At 61.0% G+C, this 14,680-nt stretch carries 18 protein-coding genes; 13 read left to right on the plus strand and 5 right to left on the minus strand.

Annotated features, from left to right (window positions below):
- The first annotated feature begins 82 nt into the window (after positions 1 to 82).
- From R8L07_11620 to R8L07_11650, 7 genes are all read left to right on the plus strand, one after another.
- Positions 83 to 595: a helix-turn-helix domain-containing protein gene (locus tag R8L07_11620; GenBank protein MDW3206173.1), complete on the plus strand. Its 513-nt coding sequence runs from the start codon at positions 83 to 85 to the stop codon at positions 593 to 595.
- A 231-nt stretch (positions 596 to 826) separates the two neighbouring features.
- On the plus strand, positions 827 to 1,807 hold the full coding sequence (locus R8L07_11625) for an alpha/beta fold hydrolase (GenBank protein MDW3206174.1): 981 nt from the start codon (positions 827 to 829) through the stop codon (positions 1,805 to 1,807).
- 52 nt (positions 1,808 to 1,859) lie between these two features.
- The gene (locus R8L07_11630; protein MDW3206175.1) at positions 1,860 to 2,339 is read left to right on the plus strand and encodes an SRPBCC family protein; all 480 of its coding nucleotides are present in this window, start codon (positions 1,860 to 1,862) and stop codon (positions 2,337 to 2,339) included.
- A 79-nt stretch (positions 2,340 to 2,418) separates the two neighbouring features.
- The gene (locus R8L07_11635) at positions 2,419 to 2,871 is read left to right on the plus strand and encodes an SgcJ/EcaC family oxidoreductase (GenBank protein ID MDW3206176.1); all 453 of its coding nucleotides are present in this window, start codon (positions 2,419 to 2,421) and stop codon (positions 2,869 to 2,871) included.
- A 28-nt stretch (positions 2,872 to 2,899) separates the two neighbouring features.
- Complete coding sequence (locus tag R8L07_11640) at positions 2,900 to 3,391, plus strand: VOC family protein (protein MDW3206177.1); 492 nt, start codon at positions 2,900 to 2,902, stop codon at positions 3,389 to 3,391.
- Positions 3,392 to 3,423: 32 nt separating this feature from the next.
- A complete protein-coding gene (locus tag R8L07_11645; protein MDW3206178.1) occupies positions 3,424 to 4,080 on the plus strand; it encodes a DUF899 domain-containing protein in 657 nt (218 codons plus the stop codon).
- Between the two features lie 35 nt (positions 4,081 to 4,115).
- Positions 4,116 to 4,601, plus strand: a complete 486-nt coding sequence (locus tag R8L07_11650) for a VOC family protein (GenBank protein ID MDW3206179.1) — start codon at positions 4,116 to 4,118, stop codon at positions 4,599 to 4,601.
- A 90-nt stretch (positions 4,602 to 4,691) separates the two neighbouring features.
- Here R8L07_11650 and R8L07_11655 read toward each other — a convergent pair whose 3' ends face one another.
- Both R8L07_11655 and R8L07_11660 read right to left on the minus strand, forming a co-directional pair.
- Complete coding sequence (locus tag R8L07_11655) at positions 4,692 to 5,174, minus strand: anthrone oxygenase family protein (GenBank protein MDW3206180.1); 483 nt, start codon at positions 5,172 to 5,174, stop codon at positions 4,692 to 4,694.
- Positions 5,171 to 6,001 carry an NAD(P)H-binding protein gene (locus R8L07_11660; GenBank protein ID MDW3206181.1) on the minus strand — a complete coding sequence of 277 codons (831 nt, stop codon included), beginning with the start codon at positions 5,999 to 6,001 and terminating at the stop codon, positions 5,171 to 5,173. The genes R8L07_11655 and R8L07_11660 overlap by 4 nt, the downstream gene beginning before the upstream one ends.
- 100 nt (positions 6,002 to 6,101) lie before the next feature.
- Between R8L07_11660 and R8L07_11665 the strand changes: the two genes are divergently transcribed.
- Positions 6,102 to 6,749 carry a TetR/AcrR family transcriptional regulator gene (locus tag R8L07_11665; GenBank protein MDW3206182.1) on the plus strand — a complete coding sequence of 216 codons (648 nt, stop codon included), beginning with the start codon at positions 6,102 to 6,104 and terminating at the stop codon, positions 6,747 to 6,749.
- On the opposite strand, the gene R8L07_11670 is transcribed toward R8L07_11665, so the two are convergent.
- Positions 6,750 to 7,934 (minus strand): MFS transporter, encoded by a 1,185-nt coding sequence (locus R8L07_11670; protein MDW3206183.1) that lies wholly within the window; start codon positions 7,932 to 7,934, stop codon positions 6,750 to 6,752.
- A gap of 68 nt (positions 7,935 to 8,002) precedes the next feature.
- On the opposite strand from R8L07_11670, the gene R8L07_11675 reads away from it, so the two are divergent.
- From R8L07_11675 to R8L07_11695, 5 genes are all read left to right on the plus strand, one after another.
- A complete protein-coding gene (locus R8L07_11675) occupies positions 8,003 to 8,548 on the plus strand; it encodes an Lrp/AsnC family transcriptional regulator (protein MDW3206184.1) in 546 nt (181 codons plus the stop codon).
- 104 nt (positions 8,549 to 8,652) lie between these two features.
- Positions 8,653 to 9,870 (plus strand): aromatic ring-hydroxylating dioxygenase subunit alpha, encoded by a 1,218-nt coding sequence (locus R8L07_11680; protein ID MDW3206185.1) that lies wholly within the window; start codon positions 8,653 to 8,655, stop codon positions 9,868 to 9,870.
- 129 nt (positions 9,871 to 9,999) lie between these two features.
- Positions 10,000 to 10,821, plus strand: a complete 822-nt coding sequence (locus tag R8L07_11685; GenBank protein ID MDW3206186.1) for an ABC transporter permease — start codon at positions 10,000 to 10,002, stop codon at positions 10,819 to 10,821.
- A complete protein-coding gene (locus tag R8L07_11690) occupies positions 10,818 to 11,618 on the plus strand; it encodes an ABC transporter permease (GenBank protein MDW3206187.1) in 801 nt (266 codons plus the stop codon). The genes R8L07_11685 and R8L07_11690 overlap by 4 nt, the downstream gene beginning before the upstream one ends.
- The gene (locus R8L07_11695; GenBank protein MDW3206188.1) at positions 11,615 to 12,700 is read left to right on the plus strand and encodes an ABC transporter ATP-binding protein; all 1,086 of its coding nucleotides are present in this window, start codon (positions 11,615 to 11,617) and stop codon (positions 12,698 to 12,700) included. The genes R8L07_11690 and R8L07_11695 overlap by 4 nt, the downstream gene beginning before the upstream one ends.
- Before the next feature lie 10 nt (positions 12,701 to 12,710).
- Here the strand turns inward: R8L07_11695 and R8L07_11700 are convergent, their stop codons facing one another.
- Together R8L07_11700 and R8L07_11705 are read right to left on the minus strand one after the other, a co-directional pair.
- Positions 12,711 to 13,490: a methyltransferase domain-containing protein gene (locus tag R8L07_11700; GenBank protein ID MDW3206189.1), complete on the minus strand. Its 780-nt coding sequence runs from the start codon at positions 13,488 to 13,490 to the stop codon at positions 12,711 to 12,713.
- Positions 13,491 to 13,562: 72 nt separating this feature from the next.
- Entirely contained in the window at positions 13,563 to 14,630 is a 1,068-nt protein-coding gene (locus tag R8L07_11705) for an extracellular solute-binding protein (GenBank protein MDW3206190.1), read from the minus strand.
- Positions 14,631 to 14,680: the final 50 nt, after the last annotated feature.

Below are 14,680 nucleotides of genomic sequence, written 5' to 3' on the forward strand. Positions count from 1 at the left end.
CACTCCAAACTGATTCAACATTGCAACCGGTTGCGATATCGCATGACTGATTTTAATATGCAATCAGATTCTGGAGGGTCTCATGACGTTGGATAACAAGTCCGGTTGCCCGATCAATTTGACGATGGAGGTGATCGGGGACCGGTGGAGCCTGATCATTCTGCGCGACATGATGTTCGGAAATCGGCGTCATTTCCGCGAACTGCTGAAGCATTCGCTGGAGGGGATCGCGTCCAACATCCTGGCGGCCCGTCTGAAACGCCTGATGGAACTGGGGCTGATCACCCGAGCCGATGATCCCAGCCATAAGCAGAAGGCAATCTACAGCCTGTCGGAGCCGGCGATCCAACTTGTGCCGGTGATGGCGGTGATCGGCGGTTGGGGGCGCCGGCATCTGGCGGTCACCGAAGAATTGTCCATCCGGGCGCAGTTGCTGGAAGAGGGTGGGCCTGACCTCTGGAATGCGTTCATGGCGGAATTGCGGGCAATTCATCTGGGCGACCCGGAAAGCATCGCGCCTGAAAACTCAGTCCTGGCGCGCCTCAATGCGGCTTACGAGGATGTCGTCCGCCGGCAGAAGGAACAGCCGCGCTAAGATTTCCCCACGTCGACGCTCTATCGGATCGTCAGGATTCTACAGGGACATGGAAAAATTTCGTGATTGCGTATTGACGCCATACCAACTGGTCGGTAGAACACCATACCAACCGGTTGGTATGGTTTTGTGATTGCCAAAGCGACCTTGGGCTTCGGCCCGCGCGGTTGGATACGGCGCTGACGAAACGCGGTTGGGCTCGTCGCTTCACCATTTTGGAGATCTGTGATCATGGTGCGTGCATTTAAGGGGGGTGATCTTTCGTCGCGACTGTCCCGCATCGGTTCGCCCGAAGACTCATGGCGTGCCGATCTTGCATGGGCGCGGCATGGATTGGCCCTGCTGCTGGGGGCGGTCGCGGCCCTTCTTTTGGTTTTGGCCGAGCCGGGCCCGCTTCACGCCGCACCGGTCGAGACGGGCTATGCCCGGGTGGGTGACCTCGACATGTATTATGAAGTGCACGGTGACATGGAAGCGAAGGGTGAGCCGGTAATCGTCCTCCATGGCGCCTATATGACGACGGGCATGATGAGGCCCCTGGTCGATGGTCTGGCGACGGGCCGCAAAGTCTTCGTGGTGGATTTCCAGGGGCATGGCCGTACCGCCGACATTGACCGGCCGATCACCTATCAGGCGCTGGCGGATGATATCGCCGCCTTTATGAAGACCATGGGGCTGAAGCGTGCCGATATCGTCGGATATTCCATGGGCGGCGGCGTGGCCTATCAATTGGCGATTCGACACCCCGATCGGGTGCGGCGCATGACGGCGGCGGCGGCCAGTTTCCGCAAGGACGGTCTGTATCCGGAACTTCTGGAGATTTTTGAGACCATGACGGCGCAGAGTTTTGCGGGTACGCCATGGGAAAAGGCGTACAAGGAAGTGGCACCCGATCCCGATGGGTTTGAAGCCCTGGTGGAAAAGCTGGTCGAACTGGATTCGACCATCGAGGACTGGCCGGAGGCGGACATGGCGGCAATTGCGGCGCCGACCCTCGTCCTGTCCGGGGATGCGGACATCGTTCGCCCGGAACATTCCGTTCGGATCTATCGCCTCCTGGGAGGGGGGCCGATTGCACCACATTTCATGGCGGCCTCGGTTGACGAACTCGCGATCCTGCCCGGCACGACGCATCTGGGCGTCATGGAACGGATGGATCTGGTCGTGCCGATGGTGAACGCCTTCTTTTCCAAGTCCAAGCCGTCGCAGTAACCGACGGTCAGTTTCAATCCGCCTACGGGCAAATCGGAAGGAAGTTCGGAATATGAGCATCGATACAACCATAGATCAGGATCGTGATCTGGTCCTCACACGCGTTGTGAATGTTTCCCGCGACAGTTTGTGGCGCGCCTGGTCCGATCCGGATCTCCTGAAAACCTGGTTCGCCCCGAAGCCCTGGTCGGTTCCGGAATGCGAAATTGATCTGCGGCCCGGCGGCATCTTCCGCACGGTCATGCAGGGGCCGAACGGCGAAAGCTTCGACAGCACAGGCTGCATTCTGGATGCGGTGGAGGGCACGCGTATCGTGTTCACCGACGCGCTGCAGCCCGGCTACCGTCCCTCGTCAGAGAGTTTCTTTACCGCGATCATCACGATGGAAACGGTCGAGGGCGGTACCCGCTACACCGCAGTCGCAAAGCATGCGACCGCGGACGCCTGTCAGAAGCACCGCGAGATGGGATTCCAGGAAGGCTGGGGCACCTGCCTCGAACAATTGGTCGCCGTCGCAAAGTCGCTCGGCTGAGCGCTGAATGACCGGCGGGTCGATAAGGACGACCGCCTCGACTGCGCCCATTGCAACCAAGAACCAGAGGGGAAATCAGATGACACAGGCTTCCGCGGAACAGATCAAGGCCGATGAAGCGGAAGTTCGGTCCGTAGTTGCCGCATGGTCGCGTGCTGTCGAGGCTAAGGACGCCGATGCGCTGGTCGCGCGTTATCAGGCAGACACGGTCCTGTTCGACGCGATCCCACCCTTTCGTAGCGTCGGAAAAGACGCCATCCGGCAGATCTGGAAGAATGTTCTGCCCCATTTTCCGGAACAGTTCCGGTCGGAGCACCGGGATTTGAGCGTTCATGTCGACGGCGACCTGGCGGTGGTCTACGGGCTGCACCACTTCGTCCCGGAGCCGGAGGACCACCCGGTGGGCATGACCTGGATGCGGATCACCGTTTGCCTGCATCGTGAAAACGGCGCCTGGCGCGTACTGCACGAACATGTATCCGTTCCCTTTGACCCCATGACCGGTCAGGCGTCCCTGACCCGCGATCTGTAACTCGATTTTCCTGATCTGGAGGAATGATATGACCAATGCCCGACAGCAGGCCGCCGATCTGGGCGTCCACGCCGTGTCCCCACACCTGATCTGCGCCGACGCCGCTGACGCGATAGATTTCTACAAGCAGGCCTTCGGCGCCGAAGAATTGATGCGGATTCCCGGGCCGGACGGGAAGCTGATGCATGCCTGTATCACCATCAACGGCTCGTCGATCATGCTGGTGGACGAAAATCTGGACTGGGGTATGCGCGGGCCGAAATCCCTGGGCGGAAGCCCGGTTTCCGTTCACCTGATCGTCGCAGACGCCGATGCCGACTTCGATCGCGCGGTGGCGGCCGGTGCGACACCGATCATGCCGATGGAAGACGCGTTTTGGGGTGATCGGTTCGGTCTGCTGGAAGATCCGTTTGGTCACCGATGGTCCCTGGCCACGCCCCAGAAGGTGCTGACGCAGGACGACATCCTGGCCGCCGCCCAGGACGCCATGCCGGACATTCCCGGATGCGCCGATAACTAGGCCTGACACTGCCGTTCAGGAGGAGGCATGCCATGATGATGCACGATGTCGTCTCGAAGGAGGACTGGCGGGCTGCCAGCAAGGCGTTTCGCGCCAAGGAAAAGGCCCTGACCCGGGCACAGGATGCCTTGGCGGCGGAGCGGCGCCGTTTACCGTGGTTGCTGGTGGATGGGGATTACCGCTTCGAGGGGCCTCAGGGCGACTGTGCACTGGCGGACCTGTTCGAGGGGCGCCGTCAGTTGATCGTCTACCATCACATGCTCAAACCTGGAGACACGGATCCCTGCGCCGGCTGCAGCATGTTTGCCGATACGGCGGGGCGCGTCGATCACATCAATCAGCGCGACACGACCGTTGTGCTGGTCTCCGCGGCACCGTTCGCCGAGATACGGACATTTCAGGAGAGGATGGCGTGGACGCTGCCCTGGTATGCGTGCGCCCCTGAATTCAACGGCGATTTCGATGTGTCCGGGGGCTTCGGTCTGAACGTCTTCCTGCGGGACGGCGATTGCATCTACCGAACCTATTTCACGACGGGGCGCGGCGTGGAAATGCTGGGAACAACCTGGGCCTTCCTCGACCTAACTCCGTTCGGGCGCCAGGAAAACTGGGAGGAGTCACCGCCCGGTACGCCGCAATCGGATCCTTATGTCTGGTGGCGGCTGCGCGACGAATACCCTGGCTCCTGATTCCGATCTTCTTCATACCATGGAAAGGATGCGTCATGACTGACGAAGCGAAAATCATACCCTGCCTCTGGTTCGATGCGAATGCGGAGGAAGCCGCCGACTTCTACATTTCCGTCTTTCGCGACGGCAAGGTGGTCGACGTCACGCGCAATAGCCCTGACGGTCCCGGTAAGGAAGGTACCGTTCTGGCGATGACATTCGAAGTGGCCGGGCAACGGTTTCAGGCGATCAATGGAGGGCCAGCCTTCACCTTCAGCGAGGCGATTTCGATGTCGATTCCCTGCAAGGACCAGGATGAGGTTGACCATTACTGGCATGCCCTGCTGGAGGGCGGCGGCAAGGAGGCTCAGTGCGGCTGGTTGAAGGACCGGTTCGGGTTGAGTTGGCAGATCGTCCCAGAGGCACTGCCGCGTCTGCTGAAGACCGGTGACAGGGAACAGGTCGGTCGCGTCATGCAGGCGATGATGAAGATGGTAAAGCTCGACGTGGCGGCGCTGGAGGCCGCCTACGAAGGCAGGTGACCGGGCGGGGTCGGGCCCCGTCGTGGGCCCGGCCCCCAAACCCGGGTGGTTCAGTCTTCATGCCGCCGGAGCATCTTTGCCCGTCGCGTGTCAGGCGGCGATGGCGGCGATGAACAGGCCGCAGGCGACCAGGGATGCGACGGTCCGGACATGGTTCCAGAACACCCACTCCTTCAGGTACCGGTTCCAGACCGCGGTGGCCTCCGCGCTGGCGCCGTCCATTGCGGCCAGGGCGTTGTTCAGCGGGACGTTGAAGACGATCGTGCTGGCAAACATGCACAATGCATAGATCAGGCCGCCGGCCAGCATCAGCGTGGCGCCGGGCCGGTCCCACTGGTAGAGCGCCCATCCCGCCAGAAACAGGCCGATCAGCGTGGTGCCGAAGAACAGTGGCAGAAACAGGGACTTCACAATGGTCGTGTTGATCGATTGCATGGCCGAGATGCCGTGTGCCTGGGGGATCCGCGCAAAGGCGGTCATCAGGAAGGTCGAGAAGGCGAAATAGATTCCGGCCATCAGTCCGCTTCCCAAGGCGCAGACCCAAAGCAGGATCGTGATGATGGTATCGGTCATGTTCTCTGGCTCCAGATTCCCTGTGCCACGGTCCTCCGGACATAGTCCCGGAAATCCCGCGGCGGCCGGGCAAGAGCGTCCTCGACGCCGTGGGCAACCTTCGTGTTGCGGCCGTCCAGGACGGTCGTGAACAGGTCTTCCAGCAGCGCGACCAGATCTTCGGGAAGTGCCGCCTGCCGCAGGCCGCCGACAAAGGCATCGACCGGCACTTGTGTATACCGGATCGGGCGACCGGTCGCGACCGCGATCTCCGACACCGCCTCCGCAAAGGTGAGGGCGCGCGGGCCGGTCACTTCATAGACACGGCGGCGATTACCGGTTTCCGTCAGGACGGCGACTGCGACGTCCGCAATGTCATCCGCATCGACGAAGGGCTCCTTCACGTCGCCGGCGGGCAGGGCGATTTCGCCGGTCAATACGCCTTCCAGCAGGAAGTTTTCGCTGAAATTCTGGTTGAACCAGCTTGCCCGAACGATCGTCCAGTCGATCCCGGAGGCTTTCAGGGCCTCTTCGGCCCGTTGAGCACCGTCCTCACCCCGGCCGGACAGCAGCACGAGATGCTCCACCCCTTTTTTCTGGGCGAGGGCGCTGAACGCTTCGATCGCTTCCGCACCTCCCGGCACGGCAAGATCGGGCTGAAAGCTGACATAGGCGGCGCGAACCCCTTCCAGGGCTGCAGCCCAGGTCGTCGGCCTTGTCCAGTCGAAGGGGGGCGTGGTTGAGCGCGAAACGGGGCGTGTGGCGATCCCAAGAGCCCTGAGCCGGGTATCGACACGGCGCCCGGTCTTGCCGTTGCCGCCGACGATGAGAACAGGTGCATCGGTCATCGGATTTCCTTTCAGTCAAAAAGCGATAATGTCTCGTATTTGACAAAAGAGATAATGTCTCGCATTTTTTCTGTCAAGTGATGATGGTTTGGAGGCGCCGATGAATGTAAATGTGCCCGCGCGGCGGGGCGAACTGCCCGACATGCCGGTCTTTGCGCGCAAACTGCCGTCCCAGAAACGCAGCAAGGACCGTTTCGAGCGCATTTTGGATGTGTCTGTTGATATCCTGCGGGAAGCCGGCCCCGATGCGTTCAGGATGAGCGATGTCGTCGAGCGATCCGGCGTCGCCTTCGGGTCGCTTTACCAGTATTTCCCCGACAAAACGGCAATCTTCGGGACACTCGCATGCCGCTACAATGAGGTCGGGCATGCCTGTGTGCGTGACGGGCTTGCTGAGGTCAGAGAAGAAGAGGAACTGCACCCGGCCTTATGTGAAATCGTCGACGGCTATTATCGGCTGTTTCAGGACGAGCCGGTCATGCAGGATCTTTGGCAGGCGACACAGGCGGATCGGGCCTTGCAGCATCTCGATACGGAGGATGTGAAGGTGCTTGCCGGATTCCTGGCGGACTGCCTGATCCGGCTCGACCCGGGACGGCGCCCGGATGAACTGACGGACGCGGCCCGGTTGTTGTTTGTCCTGATGGCAGCGGCCGTGCGCTACGCAATCACTCTGCCTGATACGGAGGCGCAGCGGAATCTCGATCTGTTCAAGAGAATGCTGCCGCGCCGGGTTGCCGACATCTGATCATTCCGGCTGCTGATGGCCGTTCCCAAGCTTGTCAGTATGAAGGTTGGCGGATCGGGCACGGGCGGAGTCGAGAATGGCGAGACCGACACATAGCGCGGAGGCCAGGGCGCAGGCGGTGAACCCGAACGCGTCGAAGAGCGGCCGGTAGGCCAGGGTGCCGAGAAAGAGGCTGAGATAACAGGTCGCGCTGTAGAGCCCCATGATGGACCCGTTCTGCCGCGGATCGAGATGACCCAGACGGCCCAGAATGAGATTCAGCCCGAGATGGTTCGCAACTCCCCACAGGACGCATAGTCCAATCAGGACCGGCATGGACCACACGGTCAGGGACATGGCCAGATAGGTTGCGGCCAGCAGGCAGAAGATCGACACCGCTACCCGTTCCGGGCCGCGCCGGTCGATGATCCGGTCCAGTGGTACCGCCGCACCAAAGCCGACGCCATAGGCCAGAGACAACAGTCCCACCGCCGCAACCGGCTGATTCAGCACGATCTGCGCATGGGGGCCGATATAGGAATACAAGGCGTAGAAGGCGGCCATGTAGCTGGCACAAACCAGCAGCGCCCGGGCCATGCCGGGAACCCGCAGCGCGGTCAGGGGGGTAGATTTCTGCTGCGGCAGTTCGGACGGGGGTGCCATGGACACGGCGAGCCGCAATACGATGACGATCAGGCCGGCCAGCACCGCCAGCCCGATGAAAACACCGCGCCAATGGGCGATCTCCGCGACCAGTGCCGACAGACTGACCCCCAGTACCAGGCTGACGGTCCAGCCGGTGATCACCAGCCCCATGGCTTCGCTTTCCCTGCCTTTCGGCGCGATCTGAGTTGCCAGCGCGTAGGTCGCAGGCAGTGCCAACCCCGCGGCGATACCGGCGAAGGCCTGCGCGGCACAAAGCAGCCACAGGGTCGGCGCCCAGGCACTGACCGCCAGTGCGAAAGCCAACCCGGTCATTGCCTGAACCAGTGCCCTGCCGGGGCCGATGCGGTCAATCCGGGGGGCCAGAGTCAGGGCGCTTGCCGCCGTTCCCAACCCGTAGCATGCCGCCGCGATCATGACGTCCGCTGCGTCGCTGCCGGAAAAGGACAGCGCGACGCTGCCCGAAATGGGACTGAGAACCAGGGAATTCGACCCGATGACCGCCACGGCGGCCAGCAGGCAGGACAGCAGCGAGTAGGGCATTGACCAACTCCGAAAGTTCGTGTTGGCCTGTCTCTAGATGGTGAATGATGTTCTGTGGAGATGAAAAAATGCCGAATGAAATAAATTCGAATGCAATTCGGTCGCGCGGTGGCAAAGGCGCCGGACTCGACCTGATCGACCGAAAGATATTAGGCGAGCTGAGCGTCAGTACGGATGTCGGTTATGCCGAACTGGGGGAGCGCGTCGGTCTGTCCGCGCCTGCCGTTCACGAACGGGTCAAGCGTCTTCGCGCCGCCGGGATCATCAAACGCAACGTCGCCATCGTGGACGGGCCTGCGGTCGGGAAGGCCCTCCTGGCCTTTGTGCATGTCGATACGACCGGCTGGGGCAAGACGGCTGGGTTGATGGATCTCGCGGTATTGCCGGAAATCGAGGAAATCCATTCGGTTACCGGCGACACCTGCATGATGCTGAAGGTGCGGGTCGCGGACAGTGTCGCGTTGGAAGGTCTGCTGGCCAAACTCTACGATCTGCCGGAAGTGCGGGGAACCCGGACCTATGTGGTACTGTCGACCTATCTGGAGCGATCTCCCCAGCCCGGAATTACCGCTGATCTATCCAATCTGCAGACCCTGAAGCCGACCTCGGCGTGATCGCGGCCTCCATGTTTCGAGTGACCGCCGGCAATTTTCAGGGTGACAAGTCGCGCCGATTTATTTAATTTAATTGAACGCTCAAAAAAAATTAGTGGTGCGTTATGACCAATGCCGCGACGAACGTTCAGGTGCCTTCCGACTGGGATCGCAGGGGATTGCCTGCCTGGACCTATCACAATGAGGAATTGACGGAGATCGAGAAGGAAGTCCTTTTCCGCCGTCACTGGCAGATTGTCTGTCATGTCTCCAACGTGCCCAATCCGGGCGATTACATGTGCTTCGACATGGTCGGCGAGCGCGCGGTCGTCATGCGTGGGGACGATGGACGGATCCGGGCGTTCCACAATCTGTGCCGACATCGCGGCTCGCGTGTCCTTGCGGAGGAGCAGGGGCATTGCAAACGCGTGATCACCTGCCCCTTCCATGGGTGGAGCTACGGAACAGACGGCACGCTGCGCAACCCGGCGGTGCCGGACAGCCTGCCCAAACTGGACAAGGTGGAACACGGTCTGAAGCCGATCGAGCTGGACATCTGGATGGGGTTCATTTTCATCCGGTTCAAGGAAGGCGATCAGCCGCCGGTATCCGAACTGATGAAGCGGCATGAGGCGGAAGTCGCGCCCTATCAGACGGACGCCATGGTGCCCGCCTATGACCGTGTCTGGTCCCACGAAATGGACGTGAACTGGAAAGCGGTGCGGGATGTCGACAATGAAGGCTACCACGTGCCGATGGCTCACCCGGCCCTCCAGGACCTCTACGGCAAGAACTATTACGATGAAGCCCTGGTCGACGGCACGAACCGGTCGGTCGGTGCGTTAACGGAATCCGACGGACGGCTGTGGAGTGTGAAGAACTACAAGAAGATCCTGCCGGACCGGCCGAACCTGCCGGAGGAAAGCAAGCGGAAATGGCTGTATGTCGGCCTGTTCCCGAACACGGTGATCAGCTTCTACCCGGAAAGCGTGAACTTCTATCACGAATATCCGGTATCCGCCGGCAAGACGATCCAGCGGGGCATGTCCTATCGCTATGCCGATGAGGACCGTCAGTTGCGCCTGGCCCGGTATCTGGCCGAACGGATCGACAGGGATACCGTCGACGAGGATACGCAGCTGATCATCTGGAGCTGCGAGGCCATGGAATCCAGTGCGTTCGACGGAATCATTCTTTCCGATATGGAATATGGCGTGCGGTGCTATCATGACGCCCTGCGGGCGCGCATTCCGGTCATGAATCAGGACCACGCTCCGCCGTTGAACCAGGTTGCCGCGGCAAACGCCGCGTATTCCAGTCGCGATGCCGCGGTTGCGGAATAGTTGGGGAGTGGGGGATAGGTGACGACGGCAGCGGAAGAGACGGATCCGTCCATAGGAAGGCCGCGCACAGCGCGCCAGTCATGGCTCAACAAGTTGGTCAGAAAGGAAGGGGTGCGGGGCTTCGCGCTGATGAGCCCGACCTTCTTCTATGCCTTGCTGCTGCTGGCGGTGCCGGTTGCCGTCACCATTACCTTCAGCTTCTGGACACAGAGCTACCTGGATCTCGACACGACCTTTACCCTGGCGAATTATCAGGAGGTCTGGTCGAAGCCGATCTATCGGGTCCTGATGCTGCGGTCCCTGATCATCGCCGGCATCGTCACGGCCGCGACGGTCATTCTGGCCTATCCGCTGGCCTACTACATCTCCTTCCATGTGAAGGAGCGTCAGGCCCTCTGGATCTTTCTGATCACGATCCCGTTCTGGACCAGCTATCTTCTGCGCATCTTCGCCTGGAAGCTGATCCTCGGCTATAACGGCGTCATCAATTCCTCCCTGATGGAATTGGGCATCATTGCCGAGCCGCTGGAATTCATTCTTCACAATGCGAATGCGGTCGTACTGACCCTGTCCCATGCCTGGCTGCCCTTCGCGATCCTGCCGATATTCGTATCGCTGCAGAAGATCGACCGCAGCCTGCTGGAAGCGGCGAACGATCTGGGCGACGGTCCGGTCATGCGCTTCCTTCGGGTGACGCTGCCGCTGTCGCTTCCCGGTGTGATCGCGGCGTCCCTGATCGTCTTCATCCCGACCATCGGCGACTACGTGACACCAAAGCTTGTCGGCGGTAGCGATGGGCTGATGATCGCGAACATGATCCAGGTTCAGTTCGGCAAGGCCAACAACTGGCCCCTGGGCGCGGCGCTGGCCATGACCTCCATGCTGCTGGTGACGGCGGTATCCGTGGCCTTCATCCTGATTACACGGTTCCTGGGGGGGCGGGTGCGATGAAAATCAAGTTCCTGACGATCTATGCCGTCGGCTTCATGATCTTTCTCTATCTGCCCGTCCTGTTCCTTCCGGTCTTCTCCTTCAACGACAGTGCCATCGTCGCCTTTCCGCTGAAGGGGTTCACCCTGCAATGGTACGAGAATCTGGCCAACGAGCCGGCGATGCATCAGGCACTGATGAACAGCCTGAAGGTCGGCATCGCAACCAGCGTGATTTCGACAATCCTTGGCATCTGCGGGGCGCGGGCAGTAACGCGTTATGAGTTCTTCGCCAAGAAATCGATCACCAGTTTCGTGATGCTGCCGCTGGTTCTCCCGGAAATCCTGGTCGCGATTTCCATGCTGGTCGTTCTGCTGCAGCTTGGCTTCAGCCTGTCACTGGTCAGCGTGGCGCTGGGTCACATCCTGATGTGCGTGCCGTTCTCCATGGCGATCCTGATCTCCAGTTTCGAAGGCTTCGACAAGTCGCTCGAAGAGGCGTCGATGGACCTGGGGGAAGGGCCGCTGATGACCTTCTTCAGGGTCACCCTTCCGGTGGTGGCGCCTGGCATCGTGTCCAGCCTGCTGATTACCTTCACCATCTCGCTGGATGAGTTCATCGTCGCCTTCTTCCTCAGCGGCACGGAACCGACATTGCCGATCTTCATCTGGGGGCAACTGCGCTTCATTGCGAAACTGCCCAACATCCTGGCCCTGGGAAGTCTGATGCTGCTGGCATCCTTCATCCTGCTCTGTGCGGCCGAATATTTCCGCCGGCGCGCCCAGCGCCGCACCGGTACCGGGGATTCTGTACTATGAGCACACATCCGATCATTCAGGTTCGTGGCGTCTCGCGTCTGTTCGGGGCTTTCACGGCACTGGACAATATCAGCGTCGACATCCGCGGCGGTGAGTTCTTTTCCCTGCTGGGGCCGTCAGGCTGCGGCAAGACCACCCTGCTGCGGATGATCGCCGGTTTCGATGACCCGACCCATGGCGACATCCTGATCGACGGTCAGCCGATGGCAGGCGTTCCGGCCAACCGACGTCCCACCAACATGGTGTTTCAATCCTATGCGGTCTTTCCGCATCTGACCGTCGCCCAGAATGTCGCCTACGGGCTGCGGCGTCAGCGACTGGACAAGAAGGAACAGGCCGACCGCGTTCAGAAGGCGCTCGATCAGGTCGGCATGGGCGCGCTGGGCGAGCGGCGATCCAACGAACTGTCCGGCGGCCAGCGCCAGCGCGTCGCCCTGGCACGGGCACTGATCATGCGTCCGAAGGTTCTGCTGCTCGACGAGCCGTTGTCGGCGCTGGACAAGAAGCTGCGTGAGCATATGCAGGTCGAACTGAGACAACTTCAGCGTCAGGTTGGGATCACCTTCATCCTGGTCACCCACGATCAGGAAGAGGCGCTGACCATGTCGGACCGGATCGCGGTCATGTTCAACGGCGATATTGCCCAATGCGACACGCCGGAACAGATCTATCAGCACCCGAAGAGCAAGGCGGTGGCGGAATTCATCGGCGGAATGAACTTCGTCGATGCGCGGATATCAGAACGCAATGGCAAGAGCATCACCGTCGATACAGCCTGCTTCGGGCGGGTCCGGATCGCAAACCCTCATGGTCAGGACTTTGCCTCGGACTTCACGGTCGGTGTTCGTCCGGAACGCCTGACGCTGCTGATCGAAGAAAGCGACCGCGCCGAGCACGAAATGCCGGGTCGCATCGTCGATGCCTCCTATTACGGCGACATGACCTATTATTCCATCGCGGTCGATGGCCGGGATGAGCCGATTACCGTGTCGATGCGCAATACCGTCGGCCGGCGTATCCTCAACTCGCAGGAGCCGGTCCGGATCGGCTGGGGGCCGGAAAGTCTCGTCCCACTATCCTGAGGTTCCTGTTTCAGCCGGGTTTGGTGGCGCGGAAGTGATGCGGGCAATGTTCGCCCGACCGCAGCACGATGAGCATTGCCCGCCAGGTTTCGATCATTCCGTCGAGTTCGGACTCCCCGATCGCCTCCGCAAAGAGCGGACGGTCCGGACCTGACAGGCGCTCCAGCTCCTGCTGTGCGACATCGCGATACCACGGATTACGGTTTGTCAGCCTGACATCAACGAAGCCGGCATCCTCCAGCGCCTTCTGATAGCGGTCCGGTGACGCCATGCCGAAATCCAGATCTTCCTTGGCGATGTAGTCGGCCATTTCGGGGGAGGGCGTTCCATCATGCGAAATCAGCCAGTCCGACGCCGCAAACAGGCCGCCGGGCTTCAGAACCCGATAGGCATCGCGCGCCAGGCTTTCCTTGTCCGGGATGTGGACGATGGCGTCCTTGCTGAACACCATGTCGACGGACCCATCCTCGAGGGGCAGCGGCCCCGGCTCGATCTGGCGGATCTCGACGCGATCCGATAGATCGGCCTGCGCGACCTTGCGTCGGGCATGTGCACAGACGGAGGCCTCGACATCCAGGCCGATCACCCGCCCGGCCCCGTAGTCGCGCGCCAGAGCAATGGTGATGCCGCCGGCGCCGCTGCCGATATCCACGACGGTGCGCCCCGTCAGGTCCAACCCGTCCAGCAGGCGTGCGACTTCTTCCGGTCCTCCCGGGGACAGGTAGCCCTCGCCCCAAAGGGCCTCCAGAAAGGCGATGTGGCTGTCGTCGTAGTTCTCGTCGGTGTTCATAGCGTGCCTCCAAATGCGGACGGCCGCTCCGAGGAACGGAGCGGCCGCGCGATTATGGCCCCGGATCGAAAGTCAGAAGCCGACTTTGATCTGTTCGAACTCTGCGATCATCTTTTCGCGCAGTTCATACGGGACGGGGGCCTGCCACAGGGTCTTCGACCGGAAGGCTTCCAGATTGCTGTATCCCATGCTTTCCAGCACCGCCGGGTCGATCTTGTCCAGACCAGCCTGGTTGGAGTGGCCGTAGCCCCAGGCGTTGACCATGTAGTCGGCGGAGGCCTCACCCAGGAAGGCGTTGATGTAGTCATAGGCCTTTTCGTCACTGCCTTCGCCATTGGTCAGTTTGGAGAAGCCGCAGACCCAGGTTGACAGGCCTTCCTTGGTGTCGCGCTTCATGGCGACCGGATGACCTTCGGCCTGCATCGTCACCGGGGTCTCGTTCCAGGCCCAGGCCAGCGTGACCTCGCCGGCGGACATGGACTGCGCCAGTGTCGCACCGTCCTGCCAGTAGAAGCGGACATTCTGGTGAACCTTGCGCAGGAAGTCCGACGCCGCCTGGAACTGTTCGTCGGTCGCCTTGGTCCAGTCCGTCACGCCGACGGCCAGGAAGCCCAGCGCATATGCATCGTCGACATTGTCGCCGATCGATACCTTGCCCTGAAATTTCGGATCCGCGAATGCCTGCAGGGACGCGACCTCCGACTCGTCGATTTCATCGGTTCGGTAGACCAGTGCTGTATTGCCCCAATCGATCGGCACGAACCAGACCTTGCCGTCCTCGTTGAAGCCCTGCATGTCGCGCAGACCCGGGATCAGCGTGTCATAGGCGGTGATTTTCGCCGGATCCATGGGCTCGATCAGCCCGGCATCCTTCCACCGTTCGACGCTTTGCGAACAGGGATGCGCCAGATCTGCCTTGAAGCCGGCACGCAGCTTCTGGAAGGCTTCCTCCTCGTCGCCGAAATAGGCGAAGGTCGGGCTGGCGCCGTACTTTTCGGTATAGGGCTTGTGGAATTCCGGATCTCCATATCCCGACCAGTCGAATACGATCAGGTCCTCGTCCTGTGCCGACGCCGCACCCGCGGTGAAGACAATGGCAGTCGCGGCGAGGATCGCCGCGCGTATCGACGCTATCTTCATATCTAACTCTCCCAGTTCAGTTGGTCCCTTGGTGACCCCGCCTTGGCGGC

The organism is Alphaproteobacteria bacterium, assembly GCA_033344895.1.
In the GTDB taxonomy this organism is placed as follows: domain Bacteria; phylum Pseudomonadota; class Alphaproteobacteria; order UBA8366; family Aestuariispiraceae; genus Pacificispira.